Below are 11,873 nucleotides of genomic sequence, written 5' to 3'. Positions count from 1 at the left end.
AATTCGGTCCCTCAGGTCGATGTACCTCGCCAGACACTTCGGTCGGCCCCCTCTCCCTCCGGGAGAGGGCTGGGGTGAGGGTAGCGCTTTAAAGCCAATCGAACTTCCAGCCTGACACCCGCCTCATAGCTAACAAGCCCCCCATTCCGGTCACAACATGGATCTTGTTATCGCCCGACCTGAAGGTCTCTACTGCCCCGCCGGGGATTTCTATATCGATCCCTGGCGACCGGTCGAGCGTTCGGTGATCACCCATGCCCATGGCGATCACGCGCGCACCGGTAATCAGCATTACCTGTCGAGCAGCGCCAGCGCCGGGATTCTGCGCGCGCGCCTCGGTCAGGATATCCAGTTGCAAACTCTCGATTACGGCCAGCGCCTCACCCACCACGGGGTCACTCTGAGCTTTCATCCCGCCGGGCATGTCCTCGGTTCGGCGCAGGTGCGTCTGGAATACGGCGGCGAAGTCTGGGTCGCGTCGGGCGATTACAAGGTTGAGCCGGACGGCACCTGCGCCCCGTTCGAACCGGTGCGCTGCCACACGTTCATTACCGAATCGACCTTCGGCCTGCCGATCTATCGCTGGCAGCCGCAGGCGCAGATTTTCGACGAGATCAATCAGTGGTGGGCGGCCAATATCGCCGCCGGCAAGGCCAGCGTGCTGTTCTGCTATTCCTTCGGCAAGGCCCAGCGGATTCTCCACGGCATCGACGAAACCCTCGGGCCGATCCTCAGCCACGGTGCAGTCGAACCGTTGAACCGCGTCTACCGCGACGCTGGCGTGTACCTGCCGCCGACGATCTACGCGGGCGACGTGAAAAAAAGCGATCCGATCATGCGTCAGGCGCTGGTCATCGCCCCGCCGTCGGCGGGCGGCAGCACGTGGATGCGCCGTTTCGGCGATTTCAGCGATGCCTTTGCCAGCGGCTGGATGCGCCTGCGCGGCACTCGACGTCGGCGTGGTGTAGATCGTGGTTTCGTCCTGTCCGACCACGCTGACTGGCCCGGCCTGCTCTGGGCGATCAACCAGACCGGCGCCGAACGGGTCATGGTCACCCACGGCTCGATCGGCGTGCTCGTGCGCCATTTGCGCGAACAGGGCCTCGATGCCCAAGGCTTCACCACTGAATACGGCGATGACGAAGAAGACATCGCCGTCGAACCCACCGTTGCCGAGACTTCCCCATGAAAGCCTTCGCCGAGTTATATGCCGAACTCGATGCGACCACGTCGAGCAACGCCAAGCTGGCGGCGATGCAGGCCTACTTCGCGCAGGCCGCGCCGGAAGATGCCGCCTGGGCGGTGTATTTCCTTTCCGGTGGGCGGCCGCGACAACTGGTTCCGGTGCGCATCCTCCGTGAGCTGGCGGTGGAAGTTTCGGGGCTGGAGCCGTGGTTGTTCGAAGAGAGCTATCAAGCCGTCGGCGATCTGGCCGAGACCATTTCTCTGGTGCTGCCGGAAAATTCGCACAGCTCCGAGGCCGGTCTCGCCGAATGGATCGAAGACAAGCTGCTGCCATTGCGCGGTGAAACGCCAGAGTACCTGGCGCGGCAACTGCCAATGTTATGGGCGGAGCTGGATCGGGCGAGCCTGATGCTCTGCATCAAGTTGATCACTGGCAGTTTCCGTGTCGGCGTGTCGAAGTTGCTGGTCACCCGCGCCCTCGCCTCGATGGCCGGGCTCGACAGCAAACGCGTGGCCCAGCGTCTGGTCGGGTACACCGATCTGTCGAACCGGCCGAACGCCGCCAGCTATCTGAAACTGATCGCCCCCGAATCCGCTGATGAGCACGCCCAGCGCGGCGGCCAGCCCTACCCGTTTTTTCTCGCCCACGCCTTGGCGCAACCGGTCGAGGAATTCGAAGCACTGCTCGGTCCGGCCAGCGACTGGCAGGTGGAATGGAAGTGGGACGGCATCCGCGCGCAAGTGGTCAAGCGTGACGGCAAGCTGTGGGTATGGTCCCGCGGCGAGGAACTGGTGACCGAGCGCTTCCCCGAATTCGATGTGCTGGTGCACGGCTTGCCCGACGGCACGGTGATCGACGGTGAAATCGTCGTGTGGAAGAGCACTCATCCGACCACCGAAGACGCCTTCGATCCGCAATCCGGTGAGCCGCCGGCCGTGCAACCGTTCGCCCTGTTGCAACAACGCATCGGTCGCAAAACGCTCGACAAGAAGATTCTTGAAGAAGTGCCGGTGGTGGTACTCGCCTACGACCTGCTGGAATGGCAGGGCGAGGACTGGCGTAATCAGCCGCAAGCCAAACGCCGTGCGCAACTCGAGGAGGTGATCGCGCGCTGCAACAGCCCGGTGCTGCTGCCCTCCCCTGTACTGACCGGCGAAGACTGGTTCGATCTCGGGCGCCAGCGCGAGGCATCACGCAAACTCGGCGTCGAAGGCATGATGCTCAAGGCCCGCGATTCGTTGTATGGCGTCGGACGGACCAAGGACATGGGCGTGTGGTGGAAATGGAAGGTCGACCCGTTCAGCGTCGATGCCGTGCTGATTTACGCTCAGCGCGGACACGGCCGCCGCGCCAGTCTGTACAGCGATTACACCTTCGCCGTGTGGGACGGTCCACCCGAATCCAGCCAGCGCTCGCTGGTGCCATTCGCCAAGGCCTATTCGGGGCTGACCGATGAAGAGATGCGCCAGGTCGACAGCATCGTGCGCAAGACCACAGTCGAAAAATTCGGCCCGGTGAGCAGCGTCAAACCGAGTCTGGTGTTCGAACTCGGTTTCGAAGGCATCGCCTTGTCACGCCGCCACAAGAGCGGCATCGCCGTGCGCTTCCCGCGCATGCTGCGCTGGCGCAAGGACAAGACCGTCGAAGAAGCCGACAGCCTCGCAACCCTCCAGGATCTGCTCGCCTGAGCGAAACCCTGTGGCGAGGGAGCTTGCTCCCGCCCGGCTGCGCAGCAGTCGCAAAGCCTGCACAGCAGATTTCTCAGGCAAAGCGCCGGGGAGTGCTTCGCCCTCCAGCGGGAGCAAGCTCCCTCGCCACAGGTAATGGCTGCCACCTACTCAACGTGCGCTCGCAAACGGTGCAGGAAAAACGCCGCGCCCGTTTCCGGGCATCCGGTTGCCCTTGCCCCTCGTTACTGAACCTTTTAAAACACCTGTTCGGCACTCTGGTTCGGAAATTGCTACTTTCTATAGGTCGTAAGCGTTGCAGTAACAATAATTCTGCGCCACAAGCGCTCATATTGGTTCTTAGGGATTGAATAATGAAAAAAGCATTGCTGACCCTTTCTGCACTGGCGTTGTGCATTTCCGCCGGCTCCGCGCTGGCCAAGGAATACAAAGAGCTGCGCTTTGGCGTTGACCCTTCGTACGCACCGTTCGAGTCGAAAGCGGCCGACGGCAGCCTGGTCGGGTTCGATATCGACCTGGGCAACGCGATCTGCGCCGAACTGAAGGTCAAGTGCAAGTGGGTCGAAAGCGATTTCGACGGCATGATTCCGGGCCTCAAGGCCAACAAGTTCGACGGTGTGATCTCGTCGATGACCGTGACCCCGGCCCGCGAGAAGGTCATCGACTTCTCCAGCGAACTGTTTTCCGGCCCGACCGCTTACGTATTCAAAAAGGGTTCCGGCATCACCGCCGACGTCGCTTCGCTCAAGGGCAAAACCGTTGGCTATGAGCAAGGCACCATTCAGGAAGCCTACGCCAAAGCCGTACTGGACAAGGCCGGCGTGAAAACCCAGGCCTATCAGAACCAGGATCAGGTGTATTCCGACCTGACCTCCGGCCGTCTCGACGCCGGTATCCAGGACATGCTGCAAGCCGAACTGGGCTTTCTGAAGTCCCCGAAAGGCGCCGATTACGAAATCAGCCAGCCGGTCGACAGCGAATTGCTGCCAGCGAAAACGGCTGTCGGTATCAAGAAAGGTAACACTGAGCTGAAGGCGCTTTTGGATAAAGGTATCAAAGCGTTACACGACGACGGCAAATACGCCGAGATTCAAAAGAAACACTTTGGCGACCTGAATCTGTACAGCGGCAAATAATGCCCCGGCGCCCATCCTCGATGGGCGCCTTTTCCATCCGCTCAGGTTGCTGATTTATGTTTGAAACCCTCCTGCAAAATCTGGGGCTGGCCTCGTTCAGTCTGCAGGGCTTCGGCCCGTTGCTGCTGCAAGGCACCTGGATGACCATCAAATTATCGGCGATGTCGCTGCTGGTGGCCGTGTTGCTCGGCCTGCTCGGCGCCAGTGCCAAACTGTCGAAAGTCAAACTGGTGCGCCTGCCCGCGCAGCTCTACACCACGCTGATTCGCGGCGTGCCGGACCTGGTGCTGATGCTGTTGATCTTCTACAGCCTGCAAACCTGGCTGACCACGCTGACCGACTACATGGAATGGGAATACATCGAGATCGACCCGTTCAGCGCCGGCGTGCTGACGCTGGGCTTCATTTATGGCGCGTATTTCACCGAGACCTTCCGGGGCGCGATCCTCGCGGTACCGCGTGGTCAGGTCGAAGCCGCCACCGCGTATGGCCTCAAACGCGGCCAGCGGTTTCGCTTCGTGGTGTTTCCGCAGATGATGCGTTTCGCCCTGCCGGGCATCGGCAACAACTGGATGGTCATGCTCAAGGCCACCGCACTGGTGTCGATCATCGGCCTCGCCGATCTGGTCAAGGCCGCCCAGGACGCCGGTAAAAGCACCTATCAACTGTTCTACTTCCTGGTCCTCGCCGCCTTGATCTATCTGCTGATCACCAGTGCTTCGAACTTCATCCTGCGCTGGCTCGAACGCCGCTACGCCGCCGGTGCCCGGGAGGCCGTACGATGATCGAACTCCTGCAGGAATACTGGAAAGCCTTCCTATATACCGACGGCCAGAACATCACCGGGCTGGCGATGACGATGTGGCTGCTCACCGCGTCGATCGGCATCGGCTTCATCGTCTCGATTCCACTGTCGATTGCACGGGTATCGCCGCACTTCTACATCCGCTGGCCGGTGCAGTTCTACACCTACCTGTTCCGCGGCACGCCGCTGTATATCCAGTTGCTGATCTGCTACACCGGCATCTACAGCCTCGCCGCCGTGCGCGAACAGCCGATCCTCGACAGTTTCTTTCGCGACGCGATGAACTGCACGATCCTCGCTTTCGCCCTCAACACCTGCGCGTACACCACGGAGATTTTTGCCGGGGCGATTCGCAGCATGAACCACGGCGAAGTCGAAGCGGCCAAGGCTTATGGCCTGACCGGCTGGAAGCTGTATGCCTACGTGATCATGCCGTCGGCACTGCGCCGTTCGTTGCCTTACTACAGCAACGAAGTGATCCTGATGCTGCACTCGACCACGGTGGCGTTCACCGCGACCATTCCCGATATCCTGAAAGTCGCACGGGACGCCAACTCGGCAACGTTCCTGACTTTCCAGTCGTTCGGCATTGCCGCGTTGATCTACCTGACCATCACCTTTGCGCTGGTCGGCCTGTTTCGCCTCGCCGAACGCCGTTGGCTGGCCTTCCTCGGGCCGACTCACTAGCACCGGTTTGACAATAAAGAGATAACAATGCGCCACCAGATCCATGACCTGCTGGCCCCGCTGCCGGGGACCGCACGGCAGATTCACAGCTTCCACTTCGGCCCACAGCAGGCCAAGGGCAAGGTTTACATTCAGGCGTCGCTGCACGCCGATGAACTGCCGGGCATGCTGGTCGCCTGGCACCTCAAGCAGCGTCTGGCGGAGCTTGAAGCCGCCGGTCGCCTGCGCAGCGAAATCGTTCTGGTGCCGGTGGCCAACCCGGTCGGCCTCGAACAAGTGCTGATGGACGTGCCGCTGGGCCGCTATGACCTGGAGAGCGGGCAGAATTTCAATCGCTGGTTCGTCGACCTCAGCGAAGAAATCGGCAACGCCATCGAAGGCCAACTCAACGATGATGCGCAGCACAACCTTGAACTGATCCGGGCCAGCCTGCGCAACGCCCTCGCCCGTCAGACGCCGACCACGCAACTGCAATCCCAGCGTCTGACCCTGCAACGCCTGGCTTGTGATGCCGACATGGTGCTGGACTTGCACTGCGATTTCGAATCGGTGGTGCACCTGTACACCACGCCCGAGGCGTGGCCGCAGGTCGAGCCGCTGGCGCGCTATATCGAAGCCCAGGCCAGCCTGCTCGCTACCGACTCCGGCGGCCAGTCGTTCGACGAATGCTTCACCCTGCTCTGGTGGCAATTGCGCGAGCGCTTCGGCGAGCACGTCGAGATTCCCCTGGGCAGTTTCTCGGTGACCGTCGAGTTGCGCGGCCAGGGCGACGTCAATCACCCGCTGGCCAGCCGCGACTGTCAGGCGCTGATCGATTACCTGATCCAGTTCGACGCCATCGTCGGCGAAACCAAGCCGCAACCGCCGCTGCCGTACCCGGCCACGCCGCTGGCCGGAGTCGAACCGGTGACCACGCCCGTCGGCGGCCTGCTGGTGTACTGCGCAACGCCCGGCCAATATCTGGAAGCCGGGCAGCAGATCGCCGAAATCATCGACCCGATCCACGACAAGGTCACCCCCATTCATTGCACCGCCGCCGGCCTGCTGTACGCGCGCTCGCTGCGACGCATGGCCACCGCCGGCATGGTCATCGCCCACGTCGCGGGCGCCGAAGCCTATCGCAGCGGCTACCTACTTTCGCCTTGAGGATGCTCGTCCATGTACAAACTGACCGTTGAAGGCCTGCACAAAAGCTATGGCGATCATCAGGTGCTCAAAGGCGTTTCGCTCAAGGCCAGGACCGGCGACGTGATCAGCCTGATCGGCGCCAGCGGCTCGGGCAAAAGCACCTTTTTGCGCTGCATCAATTTTCTTGAACAACCGAATGACGGCGCCATGAGCCTCGATGGCCAGGCGATCCGTATGGTCACCGACCGCCACGGCATGCACGTCGCCGACGCCAATGAACTGCAACGCCTGCGCACACGGCTGGCGATGGTGTTCCAGCATTTCAATCTGTGGAGCCACATGACCGTGCTGGAAAACATCACCATGGCCCCGCGCCGGGTGCTGGGCTGCAGCAAACAGGAAGCCGAGGATCGCGCCCGACGTTATCTGGACAAAGTCGGCTTGCCGGCGCGGGTGGCCGATCAATATCCGGCGTTTCTCTCCGGCGGCCAGCAACAGCGCGTGGCGATCGCCCGGGCGCTGGCGATGGAACCGGAAGTGATGCTGTTCGACGAACCGACCTCGGCACTCGACCCGGAACTGGTCGGTGAGGTGTTGAAAGTGATTCAGGGTCTGGCCGAAGAGGGCCGGACGATGATCATGGTCACCCACGAAATGAGTTTTGCGCGCAAGGTGTCGAATCAGGTGCTGTTTCTGCATCAGGGTCTGGTGGAAGAAGAAGGCGCGCCGGAAGAGGTGCTGGGCAATCCCAAGAGTGAACGCCTGAAGCAGTTCCTCAGCGGTAACCTTAAATAACGTCGTGCACATCTCCCCTGTAGGAGTGAGCCTGCTCGCGATAGCGTCATCACATCCAACATTGATGTAACTGACACACCGCTATCGCGAGCAGGCTCACTCCTACAGGGGACCGCGCAAGCCACAAAAATCAAACTTGTCGCCACGCTTCGCTGTCTCTGAAACAACACCTCCAGAGCGCACGCAGCCGGCATGGCGAAATCCCCCGACTTTGCAAAAACCTGGTTCAGCGCCCGCGACTGGAAGCCGTTCGCCTTTCAGAAACAGGTGTGGGCGGCGGTGAAAAACGGCGAATCCGGCTTGCTCCACGCCAGCACCGGCGCCGGCAAAACCTATGCGGTGTGGTTTGCCGCACTCAATCGCTTCGCCCGCTTGCAGCCGCCCGTGGCCACGCCGCGCAAACGCAAACCGCCGGCCGAACCGCTGACGGTGCTGTGGATCACGCCGATGCGCGCCCTCGCCGCCGACACTGCCCGCGCACTGCAAACCCCGGTGGATGATTTGCAGATTCCGTGGAGCATCGGCCTGCGCACTGGCGACACCAGCAGCAGCGAACGCGCTCGTCAGGGGCGGCGCCTGCCGACCACCCTGATTACCACACCTGAAAGCCTGACCCTGCTGCTCGCCCGCGCCGACGCGCGCACGGCGTTGTCGACCCTGCGCATGATCGTCGTTGATGAATGGCACGAGTTGCTCGGCAACAAACGCGGCGTGCAGCTGCAACTGGCCCTCGCCCGTCTGCGTCACTGGCAGCCGGAACTAATCGTCTGGGGCGTTTCCGCCACCCTCGGTAATCAGTCTCACGCCGAGCAAGTGCTGATCCCACAGGGCGGCGGCGTCAGTGTGCAGGGTAAAAGCGAAAAAACCCTGCAGGTCGATACCCTGCTCCCACCGGCCACCGAGCGTTTTCCGTGGGCCGGGCACATCGGTCTGAAGATGCTGCCGCAAGTGGTGGCCGAACTCGACGCCTGCGCCAGCAGCCTGGTGTTCACCAACACCCGCGCGCAGTCGGAGATCTGGTATCAGGCGCTGCTGGAATCGCGGCCGGACTGGGCCGGGTTGATCGCGTTGCACCACAGTTCACTGTCCCGCGACACCCGCGACTGGGTCGAGCAGGCGTTGAAGAATGGCCAATTGAAAGCCGTGGTGTGCACCTCAAGCCTGGATCTGGGCGTGGATTTCCTCCCGGTCGAGCGCGTGCTGCAGATCGGCTCGGCGAAAGGGGTCGCGCGCTTGATGCAACGTGCCGGGCGCTCCGGCCACGCACCGGGGCGCACCTCGCGGGTGACGCTGGTGCCGACCCACAGCCTTGAACTGATCGAAGCGGTCGCCGCCCGCGATGCCGTCGAGCAACGGCGCATCGAGCCACGCCTGTCGCCGCACAAGCCGTTGGATGTGCTGGTCCAGCATTTGGTCAGCATGGCCCTCGGCGGTGGCTTTATTCCTGAGGATCTGTACGAAGAAGTCCGCGCCGCCTGGGCTTATCGCGACCTGACACCGGCGGACTGGGCCTGGGCACTGGCTTTCGTACGCCACGGCGGGATGTCTCTTACAGCGTACCCGGACTACCGCCGGGTCGAGCCGGACGAACACGGCGTCTGGCGTGTGCCGGATGCACGTCTGGCGCGGCGCCATCGCATGAGCATCGGCACCATCGTCAGCGACGCGAGCATCAATCTGAAATTCTGGAGCAAGGGTGGCGGCGGCAAACAGCTGGGCAGCGTCGAGGAAGGCTTTATCGCCCGACTCAAACCCGGCGACGGCTTCCTCTTCGCCGGGCGCTTGCTGGAGCTGGTACGGGTGGAAAACATGACCGCCTACGTCAAACGCAGCACCGCAAAAAAAGCCGCCGTGCCGCGCTGGAATGGCGGGCGCATGCCGTTATCCAACGAACTGGCCGAAGCGGTGGTGGCGCGCTTCAGCGCCGCTGCTCAAGGTCAATTCAACGGCCCGGAAATGCACGCGCTGCGGCCGCTGCTGGAGACGCAGATACGCTGGTCTGGCTTGCCCACCACGGAAAATCTGCTGGCCGAAGTGCTGAAATCCCGCGAAGGCTGGCACCTTTTCCTCTATCCATTCGCCGGGCGCCAAGTGCATCTGGGGCTGGCGAGCCTGCTGGCGTGGCGCGTCAGCCAGCGCCAACCGGTGACCTTCTCGATCGCGGTGAATGACTACGGCCTGGAATTGCTCAGCGCCACGCCGGTGGACTGGGCCACCCATCTCGACGCACACCTGTTCAATGCCGATGATCTGTTGCTGGACGTGCTGGCCAGTCTCAATGCAGGTGAGCTGGCGCTGCGCCGCTTCCGCGAAATCGCCCGGATCGCCGGGCTGGTGTTCGCCGGATATCCGGGCGCACCAAAGAGTACTCGCCAGGTGCAGGCGTCGAGTGGCTTGTTTTTCCAAGTGTTCAAACAATATGACGCCGACAACCTGCTCCTGGCCCAGGCCGGGGAAGAAGTCCTGCGCGAAGAACTGGATATTCGCCGTCTGGAACAGACACTGGAATGCATCAATCGGATGAAACTCGACGTGCATCAGCTTAAACGTCCTACACCGCTGGGCTTTCCGCTGCTGGTGGAGCGGATGCGCGAGAGCATGAGTTCGGAAAAACTGGCTGACAGGATCAGAAGAATGGTCGGTGACCTGGAAAAAACTGCTGATAACGGTAAATCGTCGTGAGCGCCTACCCGGTGCGCCTGGCCGGCGAAGAATTGTGGTTACTGCCGGAGAAAGCCCTGTACTGGCCCGCGCAGGAGGCGCTGCTGATCGCCGACGTGCATTTCGGCAAAGCGGCGGCCTATCGCAGCCTCGGCCAGCCGGTGCCGCATGGCACCACGGCTAGCAACATCGAAGTGATCGACGCGCTGCTGGCGCGACTGCCGTGTCGCCAATTGATCTTCCTCGGCGATTTTCTGCATGGGCCTGGCTCCCATGTCCCGACCACACTGAATGCGCTGGGAGAATGGCGCGCGCGGCACGCTGACCTGCCGATGACGCTGATTCGCGGCAACCACGACAAACGCGCTGGCGACCCACCGCCCTCGCTGAATATCCGCGTGGTACCCGAGCCGCTATTGCTCGGGCCATTCGCCTTGCAACATGAACCCGATCCGCATCCCGAACGGCACGTGCTCGCGGGACACGTTCATCCGGTTTATCGATTGCACGGCAGAGGCCGGCAGAGCTTGCGCCTGGCCTGTTTCAGATTGGGTGAGCGCATCAGCCTGATGCCGGCGTTCGGTGCCTTTACCGGCGGCTATCAGGTCGAGCGCGACGACAGCTGTAAAGTCTTCGTGATCGGCGACAACGAAATATGGCCCGTCAGCTAGATCGCAGATCGATCGGGTTGACGGGCCATATTCATGAGTGGGGTCAGGCAACTGGCGCCGGAGGCGGTTCGTCCGGCAGCGTTGGTTCGCCAGGTTCGGTCGGTTGTTCGTTGGGAGTATCGGGATCGGGCTGACCGGGCACGCCGCCGGACAGGCTCAACGACGGATTCGCCAATAGCGACCAGGCCAGTACGCCTATCTGATTGGGCTCAAGCCTTGCCAGTTCAGCGCTGATTCGCGGGTCGATCTTCATAGGGCACTCCTCAGTGAAGGCCCGAATTTGTGTGTAACAAAAACGGGCAGTACACCCCATAGAGTGTCTGCCCGCCAAAGAATTCCCGACATCCGTCGGATGGTCGATCAGGTACGCGGCAAGGTCACGCCACGCTGGCCCTGATACTTGCCGCCGCGATCCTTGTAGGAAACTTCGCATTCCTCGTCGGATTCAAGGAAGAGCATCTGCGCCACGCCTTCGTTGGCGTAGATTTTCGCCGGCAGGTTGGTGGTGTTGGAGAATTCCAGGGTCACGTGACCTTCCCACTCAGGCTCGAGCGGAGTGACGTTAACGATGATGCCGCAGCGCGCGTAGGTACTCTTGCCCAGGCAGATGGTCAGCACATTGCGCGGAATACGGAAGTATTCGACGGTGCTGGCCAGGGCGAAGGAGTTCGGCGGGATGATGCAGACGTCGCTGTGGATGTCGACGAAGCTGCCGGCGTCGAAGTTCTTCGGGTCGACGATCGCCGAGTTGATGTTGGTGAACACCTTGAAGTGGTTGGTGCAACGTACGTCGTAACCGTAGCTCGACACGCCGTAGGAAATCACCCGGCTGTCGTCGCTGCCGCGCATCTGGCGCTCGACGAACGGTTCGATCATGCCGTGTTCCTGCGCCATGCGGCGAATCCACTTGTCCGATTTGATGCTCATGGCGGGGTTGTCCTGAATAGCGAGGTGGAAAAATTCTGTCCGGCATCTTACCGGGCGCGTCGCCGCGATCAAAGTGCGCAACGCAATTCTCGGCGAACACCCCGTATTTACGAGATGTGGCGACGAACAGCCGCACCGCCGATCCCTAAAACACAGAATCCTTTGCAAGAAACATTGGCACGTTCCGGA

The 11,873-nt window shown here is 61.7% G+C and carries 11 protein-coding genes; 9 read left to right on the top strand and 2 right to left on the bottom strand.

Annotation, left to right across the window (positions count from 1 at the left end; all coding sequences use genetic code 11):
* Positions 1-157 precede the first annotated feature (157 nt).
* The 9 genes from BLU71_RS01290 to pdeM all read left to right on the top strand — a co-directional run bounded on the left by BLU71_RS01290 (position 158) and on the right by pdeM (position 10,757).
* Complete coding sequence (locus tag BLU71_RS01290) at positions 158-1,189, top strand: ligase-associated DNA damage response exonuclease (protein WP_042608229.1); 1,032 nt, start codon at positions 158-160, stop codon at positions 1,187-1,189.
* Positions 1,186-2,874, top strand: coding sequence for an ATP-dependent DNA ligase (locus BLU71_RS01285; protein ID WP_083352146.1), 1,689 nt, complete (start codon positions 1,186-1,188; stop codon positions 2,872-2,874). Before BLU71_RS01290 ends, BLU71_RS01285 begins: the two co-directional genes overlap by 4 nt.
* Before the next feature lie 353 nt (positions 2,875-3,227).
* A complete protein-coding gene (locus tag BLU71_RS01280) occupies positions 3,228-4,010 on the top strand; it encodes a transporter substrate-binding domain-containing protein (RefSeq protein ID WP_065615252.1) in 783 nt (260 codons plus the stop codon).
* Positions 4,011-4,066: 56 nt separating this feature from the next.
* A complete protein-coding gene (locus tag BLU71_RS01275; RefSeq protein WP_042608232.1) occupies positions 4,067-4,795 on the top strand; it encodes an ABC transporter permease in 729 nt (242 codons plus the stop codon).
* A complete protein-coding gene (locus BLU71_RS01270; protein WP_042608233.1) occupies positions 4,792-5,502 on the top strand; it encodes an ABC transporter permease in 711 nt (236 codons plus the stop codon). Before BLU71_RS01275 ends, BLU71_RS01270 begins: the two co-directional genes overlap by 4 nt.
* A 27-nt stretch (positions 5,503-5,529) precedes the next feature.
* Positions 5,530-6,648 (top strand): succinylglutamate desuccinylase/aspartoacylase family protein, encoded by a 1,119-nt coding sequence (locus tag BLU71_RS01265; RefSeq protein WP_064364212.1) that lies wholly within the window; start codon positions 5,530-5,532, stop codon positions 6,646-6,648.
* Positions 6,649-6,660: 12 nt separating this feature from the next.
* Positions 6,661-7,425, top strand: coding sequence for an ABC transporter ATP-binding protein (locus BLU71_RS01260; protein ID WP_042608235.1), 765 nt, complete (start codon positions 6,661-6,663; stop codon positions 7,423-7,425).
* A gap of 192 nt (positions 7,426-7,617) precedes the next feature.
* Positions 7,618-10,107 carry a ligase-associated DNA damage response DEXH box helicase gene (locus BLU71_RS01255; protein ID WP_083352145.1) on the top strand — a complete coding sequence of 830 codons (2,490 nt, stop codon included), beginning with the start codon at positions 7,618-7,620 and terminating at the stop codon, positions 10,105-10,107.
* Entirely contained in the window at positions 10,104-10,757 is a 654-nt protein-coding gene (gene pdeM / locus BLU71_RS01250) for a ligase-associated DNA damage response endonuclease PdeM (RefSeq protein WP_408980762.1), read from the top strand. Before BLU71_RS01255 ends, pdeM begins: the two co-directional genes overlap by 4 nt.
* 43 nt (positions 10,758-10,800) lie before the next feature.
* Here the strand turns inward: pdeM and BLU71_RS01245 are convergent, their stop codons facing one another.
* Positions 10,801-11,010 carry a hypothetical protein gene (locus BLU71_RS01245; RefSeq protein WP_016771389.1) on the bottom strand — a complete coding sequence of 70 codons (210 nt, stop codon included), beginning with the start codon at positions 11,008-11,010 and terminating at the stop codon, positions 10,801-10,803.
* Between the two features lie 107 nt (positions 11,011-11,117).
* Positions 11,118-11,684, bottom strand: a complete 567-nt coding sequence (gene dcd, locus BLU71_RS01240) for a dCTP deaminase (RefSeq protein WP_007940589.1) — start codon at positions 11,682-11,684, stop codon at positions 11,118-11,120.
* Positions 11,685-11,873: the final 189 nt, after the last annotated feature.

Origin of the sequence: Pseudomonas moraviensis (assembly GCF_900105805.1) — a bacterium.
Taxonomy (GTDB): domain Bacteria; phylum Pseudomonadota; class Gammaproteobacteria; order Pseudomonadales; family Pseudomonadaceae; genus Aquipseudomonas; species Aquipseudomonas moraviensis_A.
Note: the sequence above shows the minus strand (reverse complement) of the source record. Positions and strands in the feature narration are given on the sequence as shown.